General features: G+C 72.2%; 16 protein-coding genes and 1 tRNA gene. 10 read left to right on the forward strand and 7 right to left on the reverse strand.

What is annotated here, in order from left to right; translation table 11 throughout:
- Positions 1-57 precede the first annotated feature (57 nt).
- The 3 genes from J2X59_RS03630 to J2X59_RS03640 are packed head-to-tail and all read right to left on the reverse strand — an operon-like array spanning position 58 to position 2,394.
- Complete coding sequence (locus J2X59_RS03630) at positions 58-828, reverse strand: ABC transporter ATP-binding protein (protein WP_326495733.1); 771 nt, start codon at positions 826-828, stop codon at positions 58-60.
- Positions 828-1,652, reverse strand: coding sequence for an ABC transporter permease (locus J2X59_RS03635; protein ID WP_326495734.1), 825 nt, complete (start codon positions 1,650-1,652; stop codon positions 828-830). Before J2X59_RS03635 ends, J2X59_RS03630 begins: the two co-directional genes overlap by 1 nt.
- A 46-nt stretch (positions 1,653-1,698) precedes the next feature.
- Positions 1,699-2,394 carry a phosphocholine cytidylyltransferase family protein gene (locus tag J2X59_RS03640; protein WP_066652912.1) on the reverse strand — a complete coding sequence of 232 codons (696 nt, stop codon included), beginning with the start codon at positions 2,392-2,394 and terminating at the stop codon, positions 1,699-1,701.
- A 333-nt stretch (positions 2,395-2,727) separates the two neighbouring features.
- Between J2X59_RS03640 and J2X59_RS03645 the strand changes: the two genes are divergently transcribed.
- From J2X59_RS03645 to J2X59_RS03655, 3 genes are all read left to right on the forward strand, one after another.
- Positions 2,728-3,990 (forward strand): ABC transporter ATP-binding protein, encoded by a 1,263-nt coding sequence (locus tag J2X59_RS03645; RefSeq protein WP_326495735.1) that lies wholly within the window; start codon positions 2,728-2,730, stop codon positions 3,988-3,990.
- The gene (locus tag J2X59_RS03650) at positions 3,966-5,537 is read left to right on the forward strand and encodes an ABC transporter permease (RefSeq protein ID WP_326495736.1); all 1,572 of its coding nucleotides are present in this window, start codon (positions 3,966-3,968) and stop codon (positions 5,535-5,537) included. Before J2X59_RS03645 ends, J2X59_RS03650 begins: the two co-directional genes overlap by 25 nt.
- 192 nt (positions 5,538-5,729) lie before the next feature.
- Positions 5,730-5,990 carry a DUF3039 domain-containing protein gene (locus J2X59_RS03655; RefSeq protein WP_144411249.1) on the forward strand — a complete coding sequence of 87 codons (261 nt, stop codon included), beginning with the start codon at positions 5,730-5,732 and terminating at the stop codon, positions 5,988-5,990.
- Positions 5,991-5,994: 4 nt separating this feature from the next.
- Here J2X59_RS03655 and J2X59_RS03660 read toward each other — a convergent pair whose 3' ends face one another.
- Positions 5,995-7,437 (reverse strand): nicotinate phosphoribosyltransferase, encoded by a 1,443-nt coding sequence (locus tag J2X59_RS03660; protein ID WP_442781409.1) that lies wholly within the window; start codon positions 7,435-7,437, stop codon positions 5,995-5,997.
- On the opposite strand from J2X59_RS03660, the gene murI reads away from it, so the two are divergent.
- From murI to rdgB, 3 genes are read left to right on the forward strand one after another with little or no spacing between them, the layout of a single operon-like run.
- Complete coding sequence (murI, locus tag J2X59_RS03665; RefSeq protein ID WP_066652917.1) at positions 7,429-8,274, forward strand: glutamate racemase; 846 nt, start codon at positions 7,429-7,431, stop codon at positions 8,272-8,274. The genes J2X59_RS03660 and murI overlap by 9 nt on opposite strands.
- Complete coding sequence (rph, locus tag J2X59_RS03670; protein ID WP_066652919.1) at positions 8,271-9,002, forward strand: ribonuclease PH; 732 nt, start codon at positions 8,271-8,273, stop codon at positions 9,000-9,002. The genes murI and rph overlap by 4 nt, the downstream gene beginning before the upstream one ends.
- Positions 8,999-9,592: an RdgB/HAM1 family non-canonical purine NTP pyrophosphatase gene (rdgB, locus tag J2X59_RS03675; protein ID WP_066652922.1), complete on the forward strand. Its 594-nt coding sequence runs from the start codon at positions 8,999-9,001 to the stop codon at positions 9,590-9,592. The genes rph and rdgB overlap by 4 nt, the downstream gene beginning before the upstream one ends.
- Before the next feature lie 188 nt (positions 9,593-9,780).
- Here rdgB and J2X59_RS03680 read toward each other — a convergent pair whose 3' ends face one another.
- The 3 genes from J2X59_RS03680 to J2X59_RS03690 form a co-directional block, all read right to left on the reverse strand.
- Positions 9,781-10,521, reverse strand: a complete 741-nt coding sequence (locus J2X59_RS03680; protein ID WP_326495737.1) for a DedA family protein — start codon at positions 10,519-10,521, stop codon at positions 9,781-9,783.
- A gap of 118 nt (positions 10,522-10,639) precedes the next feature.
- A tRNA-Leu gene (locus tag J2X59_RS03685) sits at positions 10,640-10,720 on the reverse strand.
- 66 nt (positions 10,721-10,786) lie between these two features.
- Positions 10,787-12,148, reverse strand: a complete 1,362-nt coding sequence (locus tag J2X59_RS03690) for an MFS transporter (protein WP_326495738.1) — start codon at positions 12,146-12,148, stop codon at positions 10,787-10,789.
- A gap of 53 nt (positions 12,149-12,201) precedes the next feature.
- On the opposite strand from J2X59_RS03690, the gene mnmA reads away from it, so the two are divergent.
- The 4 genes from mnmA to J2X59_RS03710 all read left to right on the forward strand — a co-directional run bounded on the left by mnmA (position 12,202) and on the right by J2X59_RS03710 (position 20,016).
- Positions 12,202-13,308: a tRNA 2-thiouridine(34) synthase MnmA gene (gene mnmA, locus J2X59_RS03695; protein ID WP_326495739.1), complete on the forward strand. Its 1,107-nt coding sequence runs from the start codon at positions 12,202-12,204 to the stop codon at positions 13,306-13,308.
- Between the two features lie 124 nt (positions 13,309-13,432).
- Positions 13,433-15,823, forward strand: a complete 2,391-nt coding sequence (ligA, locus tag J2X59_RS03700; protein WP_144411250.1) for an NAD-dependent DNA ligase LigA — start codon at positions 13,433-13,435, stop codon at positions 15,821-15,823.
- Positions 15,824-16,085: 262 nt separating this feature from the next.
- Positions 16,086-17,492: an alpha/beta hydrolase gene (locus J2X59_RS03705; protein ID WP_326495740.1), complete on the forward strand. Its 1,407-nt coding sequence runs from the start codon at positions 16,086-16,088 to the stop codon at positions 17,490-17,492.
- A 115-nt stretch (positions 17,493-17,607) separates the two neighbouring features.
- Complete coding sequence (locus J2X59_RS03710) at positions 17,608-20,016, forward strand: transglycosylase domain-containing protein (protein WP_326495741.1); 2,409 nt, start codon at positions 17,608-17,610, stop codon at positions 20,014-20,016.
- The last annotated feature ends 71 nt before the right edge of the window (positions 20,017-20,087 follow it).

Genomic DNA, 20,087 nt, shown 5'->3' on the forward strand with positions numbered 1-20,087 from the left:
TGGTGCCTCGGCTTGTGGACGAGGGTACGGCGGGGCCCGGGTGTGGAGGAGCGGAGCTCAGGCCCCGTGGTCGGCCGCGTACCGCGCCAGGGCTGCCTCGATCGTGTCGTCGAGCTGCAGACGCCCCTTGTCGAGGTAGAGCCCCCGGTCGCAGAAGCGACGCAGGTCCTTGTCGTTGTGCGAGACGAAGAACAGCGTCCGGCCACCGGCCAGCAGCTCCTCGATGCGCTTGTAGCACTTCTCGCGGAAGCTCTTGTCACCCACCGCCAGGACCTCGTCCACCAGGATCACCGGTTCGTCCAACCGCGAGATCACCGCGAACGCGATGCGCACCTTCATGCCGCTCGACAGGTGCTTGTAGGGGGTGTCGACGAAGTCGCCGATCTCGGCGAAGTCGATGATCTCGTCGAAGGCGTCCCGGATCTCGGCCCGGGACATCCCGTGCAGACCCGCTGTCAGGTACACGTTGTCCCGGACGGTGAGGTCGCCGACGAAGCCGCCGGTGATCTCGATGAGCGGAGCGACACCCGCATCGACACGGATCCGTCCCTCGTCCGGCAGCATGACCTGCGCGACGAGCTTGAGCAGGGTGGACTTCCCCTGACCGTTGCGTCCGACGACGCCGATGGCCTCGCCCGGCCGGACGTCGAACGACACGTTGCGGAGCGCCCAGAACTCGTCCGCACGCTTGCGGCGGTTGCTCCCGGCGAACAGGTCCTTGAAGCTCCGGCTCGCGCGGCGGTTGCGCTTGAACCGGATCCCGGCGTCGCGCACGGAGATCACGGGCGCCACGCTCGTGGACGGCGCGGTCCGGTTGGTCGCGGTCATCACAGCTCCTTCAGGACGCGGTGCTCGCTCCGGCGGAACACGACGAGACCGACGGCGAGGACCACGGCGGTGACCGCCACCGACACGCCGACCTCGAGCCAGTCGAGCTGGCCGGGGAAGAACGCGGAGCGGTACAGGCCGAAGATGCCGCTGAGCGGGTTCAGTGCGGCGATGTCGTGCAGCCGGTCGGGCAGGGCCTGCGTGCCGTAGATGATCGGCGATGCGTAGAACAGGAACCGCAGGACGAGCTTCACGGCGCGTTCCAGGTCACGGAAGAAGACGACCAGGGGTGCGACGATCAGCCCGATCCCGTAGACCAGGGCGCACTGCAGCACGATGGCCAGCGGGTACAGCGCCAGTTCCCAGTGCAGGTGCGCACCGGCGGCGATCGCGAAGACCGCGAGCACCGGCAGGCTCAGCAGGAACTCGATGCCCTTCGAGGCGTTCACCCGGGCGACCCAGATGCTCCGGGGGATCGTCGTCGACCGGATCAGCTTCGCCTCCTTCGTGAAGGCCCGCGTCGAGTCCGACACCGCTCCGGTGAACCACATCCACGGCAGCAACGCCGACAGCAGGAAGACGATGTACGGTTCCTCGCCCACCGATCCCCGGTGGAAGACCTGGGTGAAGACGAACCAGTAGATCGCCGACATCACCAGCGGGTCGAGGATCGACCACAGGTACCCGAGCGCGGACGTCGAGTACCGGACGCGCAGGTCCCGCACGGTCAGCAGCCAGAGTGCCTGGCGGTACCGTCGACCGGCGCTCCGGGACGACGTCGATGCAGTCGTCGCGGGCGCGGTCGGCGCACTCGCTGTGGTCACGCGGCTTCCCTCCGGGCGGAACCGCCGAGGGGGTCCTGACGGTGGTTCAGGCGAACAGGTCGTTCGCGCGCTGGAGGTCCTCGGCGAAGTCGATCTCGACCGCGTACAGGTCGGAGATGTCGATCGGCGACCAGCGTAGCCCGTCCTCGGCGATGGCAGCCTCGATGCCGCCCTCGAAGTACTCCTGGTCGTCGACGCGGCCGAGCTGGCGGATGAGCGCCTGCTTGTCGCGCGAGGAGACGTAGTTGATGCCGACGGCCTCGCCCAGGCCGCCCACCACCCGCTTCGAGAGCTCCTTGATGCAGCCGTCGGCGTCGACCGTGTACTTGACCTCCTCGTCGGAGACCTTCTCGGTGTTGACGCTGACGAAGGAGCGGTCCTGGTCCATCATGTCCGCGGCACGGACGAGGGCGCGCGGGTCGAAGACGACGTCACCGTTCATCCACAGGACGCCGCTCTTGCCGGTCGCCTTGAGCGCGCGCAGCAGGCTCTTCGACGTGTTCGTGGAGTCGTAGGACTCGTTGTAGACGAAGTTCGCCTCGGGGAACGCCTCGACGATGTACTCGGACTTGTAGCCGACGACGATCGTGACCCGGGCGCTCGAGCCGAAGGCGGCTCGGATGTTGTCGAACTGCTGCTGCATGATGGTGCGGCCGTCGCTGAGTTCGGTCAGCGGCTTCGGCAGGCTCCGACCGAGTCGGCTGCCCATCCCCGCTGCGAGGATGACGATCTGCGTGGTCATGCTGGTCCCTTCTGGTGTCCGCCCGCGCGCCGCGTGGGGCACGGGCGGGCCTCGTCGAGTGTGCCCGCTCCGGGTCCGAGTTCGCCGTGAGCGTGCGCTTCCTGCACCTTCGTGCGGGGGACGAGCGGCCACGGGCGCCCGTCCGGGCTGGTTTCCAAGTGGTGAACACTCCGTCGTGCCCTGGTGAATGATACGGAACGAGTGTGCTCCGGGGTACACCCGTGCGTGCTTCGTGCTCATTTCGTGATCCTGTGACCGGTTCGGTACCGAGGCCCTCGCGGACGCGCCGCCGGTCGGGGTCGGCCGCGTCCGGCGCGTTGGTACGGTGGGGCGGTGGCTGCAGCTGATGACGACGACGTGTACGCGACGTCCGACGCCGCCTGGCTGGCGGACGCGGACGGACCGTCCGGTGACGCGGCCGACGACGACACGGGGGACGAGGATGCGCGCGACGACGCCTCCGATGATGACGAGATGACGGACGACACGACGGGTGCGGCCGTCGCGGTCGGCCACGACGAAGGTGCACCCGACCAGGGCGCCGCCCCCGAGACCGCCGTCGCCGCGTCTGACCGCACCCCCCGCAAGGGCAAGGGCAAGGGCAAGGGCAAGGGGCGTGCCGCACGACCCTCCGGTCCCGCGACGCCCGCACAGCCCGCCGACACGGCCGCCACCGGTTCCGGCGCGGCCGGGGACGACGCGTCGAGCACGGCGACGACCCAGCGTGCGGGCACGCCGTCGACGGCTGCTGCCGGCTCCACCGCGAAGGAGAAGCGCGCTCCCGGACGCCAGCCGACCGCCACCGCCGCCGCGACGCAGACCGCGCAGGCGCAGCAGCCCGTCGTGCTCCGCGCGAGCGGCCTCGTGAAGCGGTACGGCCAGACCCTCGCCGCGGACGAGGTCGACCTCGAGATCCGCCAGGGTTCGATCTTCGGCGTCGTCGGACCGAACGGCGCCGGCAAGACCACCACGCTGTCGATGGTCACCGGTCTCCTCCGGCCCGACGCGGGCACCGTGACCGTCCTCGACCACGACGTCTGGTCCGACCCGACGGCGGCCAAGCGCGCCCTCGGTGTGCTGCCCGACCGGCTCCGGCTGTTCGACCGGCTCACCGGCGCGCAGCTGCTGCACTACTCGGCCACGCTCCGTGGGCTCGACGGTGCGACCGCACGGAAGCGCAGCACCGACCTGGCCGAGGCGTTCGGTCTCGGCGAGGCGCTCGGGCGCCAGGTCGCCGACTACTCGGTCGGCATGGCGAAGAAGATCGCGCTCGCCGCGACCCTGATCCACTCGCCGCGCGTCCTCGTGCTCGACGAGCCGTTCGAGTCGGTCGACCCGGTGAGCGCGGCGACGATCACGGACATCCTGCGGCGGTACACCCGCGGCGGCGGCACCGTGGTGCTCTCCAGCCACTCCATGGAGCTCGTGCAGCGCACGTGCGACTCCGTCGCGATCATCGTCGGCGGCAAGGTCCTCGCCTCCGGCACGATGGCGCAGGTCCGCGGGCGCAGGAGCCTCGAGGACAAGTTCGTCGAACTCGCGGGCGGCCGCGTCGTGGCAGAGAGCATGGAATGGTTGCACAGCTTCTCCGACTGAGGGTCGACCTGCTCGCGGGCGAGGTCCGTGGGGGAGCCCGACGGTCGGTCCTCGTGGTGCTCGGGTCCCTGCTCGGCCTGGTCGCCGCCGTGGTGGTGGCCGGCGAGCTCCTCGCGCTGCGGCAGGCACCCGTCGAGGTCGCGCGGTCGGTCGCGGTCCCCGTCGGCACGTTCGTCGCCCTCGCACTCACGCTGGTGCCGCTCGTCGTCGGCCGCAGCGACCAGTTCGACCCGCGCCGCTTCGCCGTGTACGGGATCGACCGCCGTCACCTCGCCGTCGGTCTCGGCGTCGCCGGACTCGTGGGCGTCCCGGTGCTCGCCGTCGCGGTCGTCGCGGTCGGGCAGGTCGGAGCGTGGTCGCGCAGCGGCGGCACCGCGGTGCTGGCCGTCGTCGCCGCACTGCTCGGCACCCTGACCTGCGCCCTGCTGCTGCGGGTCGGCAGTGCCGTCGGTGCGACCTTCGTCGGACCGCACCGGTCGCGCGACGCCGGCTGGCTCGCCGCCCTCGTGATCGTCGTGCTGGGACTGCCGGTGGCGTCGCTGCTGTTCCGCAGCGAGTGGCTCGACCCTGCCAGCACCGAGCTCCAGCGGATCGCCGACGTCGCCGGGTGGACGCCCTGGGGAGCCGCCTGGGCGGTCCCGGCGGACGTGGCGAGCGGTCGCGTCGGGGAGGGGCTCCTGAAGCTGCTGGTCGCGCTGGTCACCGTCGCACTGCTCGCGTGGGCCTGGTGGGCGCTGGTCGGCGCCGCACTCGAGGCCGCGGACGGACGCGCCGGCACCCGCCGCTACCGCGGGCTCGGCTGGTTCGCCGGACTGGGTTCGACGCCGGTCGGCGCGGTCGCCGCCCGGGCGCTGACGTACTGGGGCCGTGACCCGCGCTACCGGATGTCCTACCTGGTCATCCTGTTCGTGCCGCTCGTCGTGCTCCCGCTCGGGGTCGCCGGCGTGCCGTGGCACTGGACCGCGCTGGTCCCGCTGCCGCTCATGGCACTCATCGCCGGGTTCCTGCCCCACAACGACGTCTCCTACGACAACACCGCGGTCTGGCTGCACGTCGCGTCGGGCGCTCCCGGTTGGACCGACCGGCTCGGGCGACTCGTGCCCCTGCTCGTCGTCGGACTGCCGCTCGTCGTCGCCGGCGCCGCTGTGTCCGCCGCGCTCTTCGGGGACCCGACGGCCTTCCCGGTGCTGACCGGCATCGCAGTGGGTGCACTGCTCGCTGGGCTCGGGCTGTCGAGCGTCGTCTCCGTCCTGCTGCCGTACCCGACCGTCCGCCCCGGCGACCACCCGTTCCAGCAGCCGCAGGCCGCCGGGACGACGGCCGCGGTCGCGCAGACGACGATGATCGTCGGCATCCTGGCGTCGCTCGTCCCCGCGGGCTGGCTGGCGGTGCTCACCGCGGTCGAGGGTCCGGAACCCTGGGCACTCGCGACGCTCCTCGTCGGCATCGCCGTCGGTGTCGTCGTGCTCGTGACCGGCGTGGCCGTCGGCGGTCGGCTCTTCGACCGGCGTGGTCCCGACCTGCTCGCTGCGGCGCAGCGGAACTGAGCGCCTGCCGGCCGGGAGGCGCGCTGTGGCCTGACGCCGTGCCTCCCGTCGGTACGCACCGTCGGACGGGAGGCGCGTGGCGGGACCGTCCCGCGCCTCCCGTCCGTCCTCGGTGCAGGTGAGCCGCGTGGCGGGGCGGACCCGCGCCTCCCGTCCGTCGCGGCGTCGGCCGCATCGTCGTACCCTGGACCCATGAGCATGACGGAACCCGGCGGCGGCCTCGACGTGATGGACCGCGAGCTCGAGAAGCTCCTCGAGGAAGAGGCGATCGAGCCCGGCGACCACGAGCGGTTCTCGCACTACGTGAAGAAGGACAAGATCCTGCAGTCCGCACTCTCCGGCAAGCCGGTCAAGGCGCTCTGCGGCAAGAAGTGGGTGCCGGGCCGCGACCCGGAGAAGTTCCCGGTGTGCCCGGACTGCAAGGCCATCTACGAGAAGATGAAGTCCGAGTAGTCCGCTAGACCACCAGGGTGGGGATCGCCGGGTCGCCGCGTCCGATGCGGGACGCGTCCACCGGGAGCTCCGCCTTGGCGCGCTCGTGGTGCGCCCGAGCCGCCTCGACGCCGGCGACCCCGAGGAACGCCGGGTCGACCTCGCCGTGGTCCACCACGGGGACGAGCAGGGGTCGCTCGTCGGGGCCGAGGCGACCGGAGGTCAGGACGACCTCGGCGGTGGCGATGCCGTTGCGGAGGCGCCGGCCGGCCTCCTTGCGCCCACCGGTCGAGGCCTTGTCCGCGGACTTCTTCGCGACGGGGACCCACTCGTCGCCCGCCGGGGTCTGGTGCGCGACGAGCTTGAACACCATGCCCGCCGCCGGATGTCCCGAGCCGGAGACGACGCTCGTGCCGACACCGTAGGAGTCGACCGGTGCGGCGCGGAGGGCGGCGATCGTGTACTCGTCGAGGTCGTTCGTCACGGTGATCTTCGTGGCGGGTGCTCCGAGCCGGTCGAGCTGTGCTCGGACCGCGGCGACGACGCTCGGCAGGTCACCGCTGTCGATGCGGACCGCGCCGAGCCGGCCGTCGGTGAGCCGGACGGCGGTCTCCACCGCTGCCTCGATGTCGTACGTGTCGACGAGCAGCGTGGTGCCGTCGCCGAGGGCGTCGAGCTGCGAGCGGAACGCGGCCTCCTCGGAGTCGTGCAGGAGCGTGAACGCGTGCGCGGCGGTGCCCATCGTCGGGATGCCCCAGGTGCGGCCGGCCTCGAGGTTGCTGGTCGCTCCGAACCCGGCGATGTACGCGGCGCGGGCGGCGGCGACGGCGTTCCACTCGCCGGTGCGTCGCGAGCCCATCTCGGCGAGCGGACGGCCGTCGGCGGCGGACACCATGCGGGCCGCTGCGCCGGCGATGGCGGAGTCGGCGTTGAAGATGCTGAGCGCGAGGGTCTCGAGGACGACCGACTCGGCGAAGGTCCCCTCGACCTGCAGCACGGGGGAGTTGGGGAAGAAGACCTCGCCCTCGCGGTAGGCGCGGACGTCCCCGGTGAACCGGTAGTCCGCGAGCCACCGGGCCGTCCCCTCGTCGATCACGCCGCGGTCGCGGAGGAAGCCGATCTCCTCGTCGCCGAAGCGGAACTCCGTGAGCGCCGTGAGGAAGCGCCCGAGACCGGCGGCGACACCGTAGCGGCGGCCGTCGGGGAGGCGGCGGGCGAACACCTCGAACACGCAGCGTCGATCGGCGGTGCCGTCCTTGAGGGCGGCGTCCACCATGGTGAGTTCGTACTGGTCCGTGAGGAGCGCGCTGGTCACGCGTCCGACACTAGTGACCTCCCGGTGCCGAGGTGACGTCGCTGTGCCGCGGTGACGTCGCGGAGCCGGGGCGACGTCGCGGTGCCGAGGCGCGGGGCGCGCGTGGTCGGGCGCCGGGCGGGTGCGGCTCGGTACGCTGGACGGGTGACGGATGCACCGATCGGAGTCTTCGACAGCGGGGTCGGTGGACTGACGGTCGCGCGGGCGATCATCGACCAGCTGCCGCGCGAGAGCATCCGCTACGTCGGGGACACCGTGCACTCGCCCTACGGCCCGAAGCCGATCGCCGACGTCCGGCGGTACGCGCTCGAGGTGATGGACGACCTCGTCGACCAGGGCGTGAAGGCGCTGGTGATCGCGTGCAACACCGCGTCCTCCGCCGTGCTCCGCGATGCTCGGGAACGCTACGAGCAGGCGTACGGCATCCCCGTCGTCGAGGTGATCCAGCCGGCCGCCCGTGCCGCCGTGAAGCAGACCCGGACCGGTCGCGTCGGGGTGATCGGGACGGTGGGGACCATCGCCTCGCGGGCGTACGAGGACGCGTTCGCCGTGGCTGCCGACGTCACCCTGTCCCTCGCGGCGTGCCCGCGCTTCGTCGAGTTCGTCGAGGCCGGGGACACCTCGTCGCCGGCGCTCCGTGAGGTGGCGGCGCAGTACCTCGCGCCGATCCGCGCCGCCGACGTCGACACGCTCGTGCTCGGGTGCACCCACTACCCGCTGATGTCCGCGGCGATCCAGTACGTGATGGGCCCGGACGTCACGCTCGTGTCGAGCGCCGAGGAGACCGCGAACGACGTCTACCGTCGGCTCGTCGAGCACGGGCTCGAACGCACCACCCCGGAGCCGCCGACCTACGCGTTCGAGGCCACCGGCGACGACAAGAACGGCTTCATCCGGCTCGCCCGGCGCTTCCTCGGTCCCGAGGTCTCGAGCGTCGGACACCTCCAGACCGGGGCCATCACGCTGCCCCGAACCGAAAGGACCCCATGAGCACCCGCATCGACGGCCGCAGTGCCACCGACCACCGTCCGGTCAGCATCGAGCGGGGGTGGAGTTCGCAGGCCGAGGGCAGCGCACTCATCTCGTTCGGCAACACGAAGGTGCTGTGCACGGCGTCCTTCACGAACGGTGTGCCGCGCTGGATGGCCGGCAAGGGCACCGGCTGGGTCACCGCCGAGTACTCGATGCTGCCGCGGTCGACGAACGAGCGCATGCAGCGCGAGTCGATCAAGGGCAAGGTCGGTGGACGGACGCACGAGATCTCGCGGCTCATCGGGCGGTCGCTCCGAGCGGTCGTGGACATGAAGGGCCTCGGCGAGAACACCCTCGTCCTCGACTGCGACGTGCTGCAGGCCGACGGCGGGACCCGCACCGCGTCGATCACCGGCGCCTACGTGGCGATGGTGGACGCGATCGAGTGGGGCCGCGACAAGGGCTTCATCGCCAAGAAGGCGACGCCGCTGACCGACAGCGTGCAGGCGATCTCGGTCGGCATCGTCGGGGGGGAGCCGATGCTCGACCTCGCCTACACCGAGGACTCCGCAGCCGACACCGACATGAACATCGTGACGACCGGCTCCGGCAAGTTCATCGAGGTCCAGGGCACGGCGGAGCACGCGCCGTTCGACCGCGACGAGCTGGACACGCTGCTCGACCTCGGCCTCGCGGGCAACCGGTCGCTCGCGGCGATCCAGCGCGACGTGCTGGGCCTCGCGTGACCGGCCACACCGTCGTCCTGGCGACGCACAACCAGGGCAAGGTCGTCGAGCTGCGCGGGATCCTCGGCGAGGCCCTCGGCGCGGGCGTCGAGCTCGTCGGGTACGACGGTCCGGAGCCCGTCGAGGACGGCGACACCTACGCGGCCAACGCGCTCATCAAGGCGCGTGCGGCGGTGGCGCACACCGGGCTGCCGGCGCTCGCCGACGACTCCGGGATCGCCGTCGACGCGCTCGGCGGGGCACCCGGCATCCACTCCGCCCGGTACGCCGGGACGCGCGTGGACGCGGACAACATCGCGCTGCTGCTGCGGAACCTCGAGGGCGTCGTGGAGCGGACCGCTGCGTTCGTGTGTGCCGCCGCCTTCGTCACCCCGGACGGCACGGAGCACCTGTTCGAGGCGGTGTGGAACGGCGAGGTCCTGACCGAGCCGGTCGGGGACGGCGGACACGGGTACGACCCGGTGTTCCAGCCGGACGACGCCGACCGTTCGGCAGCACAGCTGACGCGCGACGAGAAGAACGCACTGTCGCACCGGTCGAAGGCGTTCCGGGGGATCGCGCCGATCGTCCGGGAGTACTTCGGGGTCTGACCCGACCGGTCGGAGCTCCGCGGGACGCCGGCGTCTGCGCGGCGTTCCGTGCTCAGGCACAACGAGCGACACCTCGCGCCACGGGTTCCCGTGGCGCGAGGTGTCTTCAGTTGTGCGACGCCGCCGCTGCAGCGCCGTGCGCGGACGGTCAGCGCCGCCAGGCCGCCGGAGCGCCGACGGCCCGCCGACTACTGCTCGGCCGGGCGACCCGAGCCGTCGGCGGTACCCCGCTCGGCGCCACCGCGCTGCGCTGCCTTCTCGGCCTCGGCGGCGTGCCTCGCCTTGCGCGCGGTCCGCCAGTAGTGCAGCCCCGCGGGGACGACCGTGACGAGCACCGCGAGGATGAGGATCACGTCGATGTAGTTCCGCACGACGTACGCGATCGGCGGGATGTACCCGAGGAAGTACCCGAGGAAGGTCACGCCGACACCCCAGACGACCGCACCGACGGCGTTGTACAGCGAGTACTTCTTGTAGTTCATGCGCCCGACCCCGGCCGCGATCGGCAGGAAGGTCCGGACCACGGGGACGAAACGGGCGAGGATGACCGCGAGCGGGCCGAAGCGGTGGAAGAACGCGTTCGTGCGGTCGACGTTCTCCTTCGAGAAGAGTCCGCTCTCCTTGCGCTCGAAGATCGGGGGCCCGGCCTTCTTGCCGATGTAGTACCCGAGCTCACCGCCCAGGAACGCCGCCGCGCCGATCATCAGCGCCGCCGCCCAGATGGGGATGCCGCCGATCTGGCCGCCGCGGTCGAAGGCGAAGAGCCCCGTGATGACGAGCAGGCTGTCGCCGGGGAAGACGAAGCCGATCAGCAGGCCCGTCTCGGCGAAGACGATGGCGCAGACGATGAGCACGGCGATGGCCCCGAAGTGGTCGAGGATGTACTGCGGGTCGAGCCACGGGATCAGGGCGAGTGCGACGGAGTGCATGGTTGTTCCGGTCGTGTCGGGGCGGGGCACGGGGAAGCTCCCGCCTGACGAGGGTACCGCCCGGCGGTGACCGCCCCATCCTCCTGTGGTGTGACTCCACCCGGCGAGCCGACCATCGTGCGGAAGGAGGGACTCGAACCCTCACGCCTGGGGCACAGGAACCTAAATCCTGCGTGTCTACCGATTCCACCACTCCCGCGAGCAGCGGCAGTCTACCGAGGCGTGGACGCGGGGCGGGCGGGAGCCGCGCCTCCAGGCCGTCCGCTCAGCGCAGCCGACGAGGCAGGTACCGCGGCACGTACCGCAGCAGCACCCCCGCACCGACCAGGCCGAGCACCCCCATCACCCCGCTCGCCAACGCCAGCGAGGCGACCGCGGTGACGCCCGAGATCAGCAGTGGCGCCGCAGCCGACCCGAAGTCCCCCGTGAAGCGCCACGCACCGAGGAACGGTGCCGGGTTCCCCCGCGGCGCGAGGTCCGCACCGAGCGTCATGAGGATGCCGCTGCCGACACCGTTGGCGAGGGACATGCCGATCGCGATGCCGACGAACCACCCGACCCTCGCGTCGAGGTGCCCGCTCCAGGCGAGCAGGAAGTAGCTCACGGCGAGCCCGAGCATGCACGGCAGGGCGCTCGCGAGTCGACCCCAGCGGTCCATGATCTGCCCGCTCGTGTAGAAGAGCGCGAAGTCGACGGCGCCCGCGATGCCGATGACGAGCGCGGCCGAGGCGTCGTCGAGACCGACGCTGACCGCCCAGAGCGGCAGGATCACCTGCCGTCCGGCGCGGAGCGCGCCGATGAGCGCCGCTCCGCTGCCGAGCCGTGCCAGGACGGCGCGGTTCTCGCGGATGGTGCGGACGAGGCCGTGTGCCTCGCGTTCGACGAACTGCGCGCCCGTGTCGGTGGGCGGCTCGTCGGGGTGCCGCGCGGGTGCCGTGCGCCGTGCCGCGTCGGCCGCGTCCGGTCCGTGGGTCGCGTCCGTCCCGTCGGTCGCGCTCGTCGAGTCCGGCCTGGAGGCCCTGCTCGGCAACCGCAGACCGCGTGCGCCCGTCGCGGGGTCGCGCAGGACGAGGAGCACGACCGCCGCCGCGAGGCAGCACGCCACGTGGATCCAGAAGGCGCTCTGCGTCGTGCCGGTCAGGTGGACGACGCCGGCCGAGAGGAAGGGCCCGACGAAGTAGCCGAAGCGGAACACACCGCCGAGGCTCGACAGGGCGCGGGCCCGGATCCGCAGGGGGATCGCGGTCGTCATGTAGGCGTGCCGGGCAAGGGCGAAGACGGCGGTCGAGACACCGACCAGGAACACCCCGACGGCGAGCACCCAGGGGCTCGGCGAGACGACGCAGACGAGCAGCCCGACGACGGACACCACGGCGGCGCCGATCATCGCGTTCCGTTCACCGATCCGTCCGACCACGACGCCTGAGGGCACGTCACCGATGAGCTCGCCGACCAGGATCAGCGCGGCGACGAACCCGGCGAACGCGAGGCTCGCGCCGAGGGAGTCGGCGGCGATCGGGATGATCGGGATGATCGCTCCCTCGCCGATCGCGAAGAGCGCCGCGGGCAGGAAGCCGGACAGCAGGACGCCGCGGCGGTCGAAGGCGTCGTTCGTGGTGCTGGTCATCGTCGAGCAACGGTACGCCTGGACTCGTCGGGGGATGCGCTTACCCTGGACACATGCGTGTACTTGCGGCGATGAGCGGTGGGGTCGACTCGGCGGTGGCCGCGGCGCGGGCCGTCGACGCGGGGCACGACGTGGTCGGTGTGCACCTGGCGCTGAGCCGCATGCCGGGCACGCTCCGCACGGGGAGCCGTGGCTGCTGCACGATCGAGGACTCGATGGACGCGCAGCGGGCGGCCTCGGCGCTCGGGATCCCGTACTACGTGTGGGACTTCTCGGCGCGCTTCAAGGAGGACGTCGTCGACGACTTCGTCGCGGAGTACCAGGCCGGCCGCACCCCGAACCCCTGCATGCGGTGCAACGAGCGGATCAAGTTCGCCGCCCTGCTCGAGAAGGCGCTCGCCCTGGGCTTCGACGCCGTGTGCACCGGCCACTACGCCTCGGTCGTGACCGGGTCGGACGGCGCCCGTGAGCTGCACCGTTCGGCGGCGTGGGCGAAGGACCAGTCGTACGTGCTCGGCGTGCTGACGGCCGAGCAGCTGGAGCACGCGATGTTCCCGCTCGGTGCGACACCGTCGAAGGACGAGGTCCGTGCCGAGGCGGCGGCGCGCGGGCTGACCGTCGCGCAGAAGCCCGACTCCTACGACATCTGCTTCATCCCGGACGGGGACACCCGCGGGTGGCTGGCCGACCGCGTGGGGACCGCGCCGGGCTCGGTCGTGGAGCGCGACGGCACCGTGGTCGGCGAGCACGAGGGTGCCACGGGCTACACCGTCGGGCAGCGCCGCGGACTGCACCTCGGACGACCGGCACCGGACGGCAAGCCGCGCTTCGTGCTCGAGATCCGGCCGAAGGACAACACCGTCGTCGTCGGTCCGAAGGAGGCGCTCGACGTCCGGTCGATGGCCGGCTCGCGGTTCACCTGGGCCGGGACCGCTCCGGCCGACCCGGCGACGCCGTTCGCGTGCGACGTGCAGATCCGGGCGCACGCCGATCCGGTCCCGGCGACGGCGCGGGTGACGGACGGCGAGCTCGTGATCGACGTCGACGAGCCGCTGTCCGGTGTGGCTCCCGGTCAGACTGCGGTGGTCTACGTCGGCACCCGGGTGCTCGGGCAGTGCACGATCGACCGCGCCGTCTCGGCGGTGCCCGCGACCGTCTGAGCTTGCCACCGGGGGTCGGGCAGCCGGCTGCGGCCTCGGGCGGCCGGGTGCTGCCGGGGGTCGGGCGGCTGGGGCCGGGGAGCCGGCTGCGGCCGGGGTCGGCGGTGCACGGTAGAACTGAGGCATGAGCGACACGACCCCCGACTCGGCCGACTCGACGTTCGAGACGCTGGCCCCGGCCGACCTCGACGCCGCGCAGGCCCAGCGGGAGGTCGACCGTCTCCGGGTGCGCATCGGCGAGCTGCGCGACCAGTACTACGAGGGCAACGGCTCGACGGTGTCGGACGGCGACTACGACGCGATGGTCCGTCGCCTCGATGCGATCGAGCAGCGCTTCCCGGACCTGCGCACCCCGGACAGCCCGACCCAGACCGTCGGCGGCCAGGCGCAGACGGTGCAGTTCGCGCCGGTCGAGCACGCCGAGCGCATGCTGAGCCTCGACAACGTGTTCAGCCCCGAGGAGCTGACCGAGTGGGCCGACAAGGTGCAGCGCGACGCCGGGTCCGAACGGGTCCGGTTCCTCACCGAGCTGAAGATCGACGGGCTCGCGATCAACCTGCGGTACGAGCACGGTCGCCTCGTGTCGGCGGCGACCCGTGGTGACGGGGTGGTGGGCGAGGACGTCACCGGCAACGTGCGCACCATGGGCACGATCCCCGACCGGTTGTCCGGCGAGGGACATCCGGCCATCGTCGAGGTCCGCGGCGAGATCTTCTTCCCCGTCGCGCAGTTCGACGAACTGAACGCGCGGCAGCGCGAGGCGGGGGAGCGGGTGTTCGCGAACCCGCGCAACGCGGCCGCCGGATCGCTCCGCCAGAAGGAGGAGGGCAAGTCCGAGGCGAAGCGCGCGCTCATGGTCGACCGCCTGCGACGCCTCCGCATGCTCGTGCACGGCATCGGCGCGTGGCCGGTGCGCGAGCTCGAGCGCGACACCGAGGTGCACTCCCAGTCCGAGGTCTACGAGCTGCTGCAGACCTGGGGCCTGCCGACGAGTTCGCACTACCGGGTGTTCGACACCGTGGACGAGGTCATCGGGTTCGTGCGGACGACCGGCGAGCGTCGTGCGTCGGTCGAGCACCAGATCGACGGCGTCGTGGTGAAGGTCGACGACCTGGCCCTGCACGAGGAACTCGGCTCGACCTCCCGTGCACCGCGCTGGGCCATCGCGTACAAGTACCCGCCGGAGGAGGTCCACACGAAGCTCCTCGACGTCGTGGTCAGCGTCGGGCGGACCGGACGTGCGACGCCCTTCGCGGTGATGCAGCCGGCCGAGGTCGCGGGGTCCGTGGTGCGGCAGGCGACCCTGCACAACCAGGACGTCGTGAAGGCGAAGGGCGTCCTGATCGGCGACACCGTCGTGCTCCGCAAGGCCGGCGACGTCATCCCCGAGGTGCTCGGCCCGGTCGTCGAGCTGCGCGACGGCACCGAGCGCGAGTTCGTCATGCCCGCCGCCTGCCCGGAGTGCGGGACGCCCCTCGCACCGGCGAAGGAGGGCGACAAGGACCTCCGCTGCCCGAACGCCCGGAGCTGCCCCGCCCAGGTCCGTGGCCGGGTCGAGCACATCGCCTCGCGCGGCTCCCTCGACATCGAGGGCCTGGGCGAGGTCGCCGCCGCGGCGCTCACGCAGCCGCTGCACCCCGAGCAGCCGCCGCTCGTCACCGAGGCCGGCCTGTTCGACCTGACGATGGAGGACATCGTCCCCATCGAGGTGATCGTCCGCGACGCCGAGACCGGCATGGAGAAGTCCGACGACGACGGCACGCCGAAGCGCGTCACGCCGTTCAGCCGTGCCCGCAAGAAGACCGATCCGCCGTTCGACCCCGACGCGCGCGGAGCCGACCACACGGGTGAGCCGAGCCGCTACCCGTCGAAGAACGCCTTCGAGATGCTGGCGAACATCGAGGCCGCGAAGACCAAGCCGCTCTGGCGCATCATGGTCGGGCTCAGCATCCGGCACGTCGGCCCGGTCGCCGCACGGGCACTCGCGAACCACTTCGGGTCGCTCGACCGCATCCGGGAGGCGTCGCGCGAGGAGCTCGCGGCGGTCGACGGGGTCGGCGGGATCATCGCGGACGCCCTGCTCGACTGGTTCGCCGTGGACTGGCACCGCGAGATCATCGACCGCTGGACGGCCGCGGGGGTGCAGTTCACCACGCCGGACCACCCCGGTCCCGGCGCTGCCGTCGAGGGGGGCGTCCTCAGCGGGGTCACCGTCGTCGCGACGGGCTCGCTCGAGGGGTACACCCGTGAGGGCGCGCAGGAGGCCATCATCGCCGCCGGCGGCAAGGCTGCGTCGAGCGTCAGCAAGAAGACGGACTTCGTCGCCGCCGGTCCCGGTGCCGGGTCGAAGCTCACGAAGGCCGAGCAGCTCGGGCTCCGCATCATCGACGCGGAGCAGTTCCGCCTGCTCGTGACCGAGGGGCCCGGCGCCCTGGAGCCGGACCGGGCGGACGGACCGGAGCCGTCCGACGGCGCCGACGGCCAGGCGACCGACGACGCGGACGCAGGGAGCTGAGCAGCACGGCGGAGCGCGGCTCGCCGTGAGCGACGCGCCGTCGTCCGCGGGGGACCGTCGACGATCCGCACCCAGTTCGAGGGGCAAGTTGCACCGCGCACCCCCTCGTGAGCGCATTCTCCTTACACTCGAGAGGGCATCAATCGTCGGCTGAGGGGGTCGACGACACGGCCTTCCCGGGGAGACCTGATTGCTGCTCATCGCCGCGGCCCTGCTACTCACCGCCTCGATGCACTCGCTGGGAGTGGTCGAGGCTCCTGCCGTGCCCGTCCCGGGAGTGTCCGGCGTGGGCGTCCTGGCCGTGGCCGAGGCGCCCGTCGCGGAGGTGTCCGGGGTCCGGGACCCCGTGGCACGCGATGCTCCGCCCGGCGCCTCGACGACCGCTGCCGGCGGTCACGTCGGCCTCGAGCGGTTGGCGCGGGCGCGCGGCACGGCGTTCCTCGACGCACTCGTCGCGGTCGGTCCTGGCGACCTGGCACGCGCCGACGAGGACGATCGGGTGCTCGCGACCGCCCAGGACCGGCCACCCACCGCGGCCGCCGTCGCACGGTGGTGGGACGCGCTCGGCACCGGCGCACAGGAGCGCCTGGTCGCCCTCGCCCCCGCGGTCGTCGGCAACCTGGACGGGGTGCCGTACGACGTCCGTGACCGCGCCAACCGGACCACCCTCGCCGACGGGGTCGGCACCGACGACCAGGACTCCGACGACCAGGACTCCGATGCCCAGGACTCCGGCGCCGGGTCCGACCGTGCCGCCGCCCGCACCGCGCTGCTCGCGCAGGTCCGGGACTCCCTGCACCGCGAGTCGGGCCAGGCCCCCCGGCGCCTGATCGTGCTCGACACCCGGGGCTCGGGCCGCGCGGCGATCGCGGTGGGGGACCTCGCGACCGCCCGGGACGTGACGGTGGTCGTCCCGGGGATGTTCTTCACCGTGACCGGGCAGATGCACGACTTCACCGACACCGCGAGCGACCTGTACGACGAGCAGACCACCGTGTCGGCGCTCGCCACGACGCAGACCGCCCGAGGCGTCGCGGACCACGCGTCGAGCGGCACCGCCGTGCTCGCGTGGATGGGCTACCGGACGCCCGACATGTCCAACATCCTGTCGCTCGGACTCGCCCGCACCGGTGCCGAGCGGCTCGAACGGGTGGTCGACGGTCTCGACGCCGTCCGCGGCGACGACCGGCCCCGGTTGAACGTCGTCGCGCACTCCTACGGGTCGACGACGGCGCTGATGGCACTGTCGTCCGGCCGCATGCAGGCGGACTCGCTCACCGTGCTCGGCTCGCCGGGCAGTGCGGTGCAGACCGCCTCCGAGCTCGCGGTGGGACCCGGGCAGGTGTACGTCGGCGACGCGCACAGCGACCCGATCGCGGGCTCCGGGTACTTCGGGACCGACCCGGGTTCGGCGGGGTTCGGGTCGACGCTCCTCGACCTCTCCACGGACACCGTCGAACCGGACGCGGGCGTGTTCCGCCGACCGGTGGGTCACAACGACTACCTCAAGCCGGGGACGGCGTCGCTGCACGACGTCGCCCTCATCGGGGTCGGTCGCGGTGACCTCGTCCGGCACCAGGCCCGGCGCGGCCAGGGTGGCGGCGGGACCGCGCAACCGGTGCCCGACATGTACCTCCTGCGACCCCAGGACCTGCAGCCCCGCGACTGAGCGGACCCGCCCGTGGGCGATGCACGACCCTCCCTGTGGGTGATCCTGTGCGCCGCCGCAGCCCCCGCCCTCCGCACGGCAGAAGCACCCCAGTCCGGGGCCGTACCGTGCCGCCATGCGTGCGATGCGGTGGTCCGGTGCCCTCACGACCTTCCTCGCCATGTCCGGCCTCGCAGGACTGCTGGTCGCGGTCGCGGTGACCCCGGCCGTGGCGGTGGCGGGCGAGGCGACGTCCGGAGCGGTGTCGTTCTTCGAGGACCTGCCGAGCTACCTCGACATCCAGACCCCGCAGCAGGTGTCGTCGGTCTACGCCACGAAGGACGGCCAGCAGGTCAAGATCGCGTCGTTCTACGCCGAGAACCGGACCGACGTCGCCTCGGACGCCATGGCGGAGTCGCTCAAGCGCGCGGCGATCGACACCGAGGACCCCCGCTTCGAGGACGAGGGCGGCATCGACGTGCTCGGGACCGTCCGCGGTGTCGCGGCGACCGTCGTCGGGGGCGACGTGCAGGGCGGTTCGAGCATCACGCAGCAGTACGTGAAGAACGTCCTCGTGCAGCAGTGCGAGCAGCTCACCGGCGCGACCGCGGCCGCCACCCAGGCCAAGGTCGCGGCGTGCTACCAGGACGCCGCCGGGGTGACACCGCAACGCAAGCTGCAGGAGATGCGCTACGCCATCGCGGTCGACAAGAAGTACACGAAGGACCAGATCCTCACCGGCTACCTGAACCTCGTCGGGCTCGGCGGCCGCGTCTACGGCGCCGAGGCGGGTGCCGAGTACTACTTCGGCGTGCACGCGAAGGACCTGTCGCTCCCGCAGTCCGCGACGCTCGTCGCCATCCTCAACAACCCGGCGAACCTGCGCATCGACGAGCCGGACGACGAGGACAACGGCGCGGCGAACGGCTACGCGGCGACGAAGACGCGGCGCGACTACGTCCTGCAGCGGATGTACGTGCACCACGACATCTCGAAGGCGCAGCTCGACCAGGCGGAGGCCACCCCGGTCACGCCGCGGATCACCGACACCGCGAACGGCTGCTCGGCCGCGGCGAGTGCGTACGACGCGGGGTACTTCTGCGACTACGTCCGCGACCAGGTGCTGCAGGACCCGGCGTTCGGCAAGACCGCCGCGGAGCGCATCGAGACCCTCGACACGAAGGGCCTCGAGATCCACACGTCGCTCGACCTCGACCTGCAGGCCCAGGCCCAGTCCGCGCTCTCGTCCTACGTGCCCGCGACGATGACCGGTGTCGACCTCGGCGGCACGAACGTCACCGTCCAGCCCGGCACCGGACGCGTGCTGTCGATGGTGCAGAACACGACGTACACGCAGCGCGACAACGCCGGCCCCGGTGCGACGGCCATCGACTACAACGCGGACACGGCCTACGGCAACTCCGGGGGGTTCCAGACCGGCTCGACCTACAAGGTCTTCACCCTGGCCGAGTGGCTGGCGTCCGGGCACACGCTGTCGGAGTCGGTGCCGACGGGCGAGCACCTGTTCCAGCAGTCCGAGTTCACGAACTCGTGCGAGGCACTCGGCGGGTCCCCCTGGCCCGTCTCGAACGCCGAGGCCGTCCCGGCGAGCATGAGCGTCCAGGCGGCGACCTCGGAGTCGATCAACACCGCGTTCGGCGCGATGGCGAAGCAGCTCGACCTCTGCAAGATCAAGGACCTCGCACAGGCCATGGGCATCCACCAGGCGGACGGCTCGGCCCCGGCGTCGAACCCGGCGTCCGTGCTCGGCACGAACCCGCTCTCGCCGATCGACCTGGCCGAGGCGTACGCGGGCTTCGCGAACGGCGGCGTCGTGTGCACGCCGACCGTCATCGACTCGGTGCGCGAGGCCGACGGCACGACGGTCACGCCCACGCCGTCCAGCTGCACCCGGGGCGTCTCCGCCGAGGTCGCCGGGACGGTCGACCACGCGCTGCAGGGCGTCCTGACCGGCAGCGGCACCGCGGCCTCGGCGAACCCCGGTGACAGCACCCCGAAGTTCGCCAAGACCGGCACGACCGACGCCGACACGCAGAACTGGCTCGTCACGTCGAGCACGAAGTACACCAACGCGACGTGGATCGGCAACGTCAGGGGGCTCGTCGGTCTCGCGAACACGTCCTTCCCGCAGGGCACGACCGGGTACAGCGCGAAGTTCGGCGTCGGCCGCTCGATGATGTCGTGGCTCGACCAGCGCTACGGCGGGGGAGCGCTGCCCGAGCCCGACCCGGCGATGATCGGCTCGACGCCGCGGTCCGTCGACGGTTCGGCCTCGGACGCGGCGACGGGCGGGGACCAGGCGACGCCGGGGACGCGCGCCCAGGCGCCCTCCGCGCCGGGATCGTCCACCGCGGACACGACCGGCGGCACGACGACGGGCGCGCCCGCACCGGGCGGGGCGGCGGGTGCCGGCTCGCAGCCGGGCGCGGGTGCCGGCGCGCCGTCGACCGGGACGGGCCCCGGTGGCGGCGCGCAGGGCACCGGAACGGGCGAGGCGACCCAGCAGCCACCGACGCACGGGTAGGCGGCGACGGCGAGCACGCGACGGTACGCCAGGCCCGGTGCCGGTCCGCCGGACCGGCACCGGGCCTGGCG

The sequence above is a fragment of the Curtobacterium sp. 260 genome, from assembly GCF_030803485.1.
Classification (GTDB): Bacteria; Actinomycetota; Actinomycetes; order Actinomycetales; family Microbacteriaceae; genus Curtobacterium.

Coding starts and splice junctions, on each gene's coding strand:
- ligA (WP_144411250.1), top strand. CDS start 13,433: ATGAGCGACACGACCCCCGACTCGGCCGACTCGACGTTCGAGACGCTG.
- mnmA (WP_326495739.1), top strand. CDS start 12,202: ATGCGTGTACTTGCGGCGATGAGCGGTGGGGTCGACTCGGCGGTGGCC.
- J2X59_RS03690 (WP_326495738.1), bottom strand. CDS start 12,148: ATGACCAGCACCACGAACGACGCCTTCGACCGCCGCGGCGTCCTGCTG.
- J2X59_RS03680 (WP_326495737.1), bottom strand. CDS start 10,521: ATGCACTCCGTCGCACTCGCCCTGATCCCGTGGCTCGACCCGCAGTAC.
- J2X59_RS03655 (WP_144411249.1), top strand. CDS start 5,730: ATGAGCATGACGGAACCCGGCGGCGGCCTCGACGTGATGGACCGCGAG.
- rph (WP_066652919.1), top strand. CDS start 8,271: ATGAGCACCCGCATCGACGGCCGCAGTGCCACCGACCACCGTCCGGTC.
- J2X59_RS03640 (WP_066652912.1), bottom strand. CDS start 2,394: ATGACCACGCAGATCGTCATCCTCGCAGCGGGGATGGGCAGCCGACTC.
- J2X59_RS03650 (WP_326495736.1), top strand. CDS start 3,966: ATGGTTGCACAGCTTCTCCGACTGAGGGTCGACCTGCTCGCGGGCGAG.
- J2X59_RS03630 (WP_326495733.1), bottom strand. CDS start 828: ATGACCGCGACCAACCGGACCGCGCCGTCCACGAGCGTGGCGCCCGTG.
- J2X59_RS03710 (WP_326495741.1), top strand. CDS start 17,608: ATGCGTGCGATGCGGTGGTCCGGTGCCCTCACGACCTTCCTCGCCATG.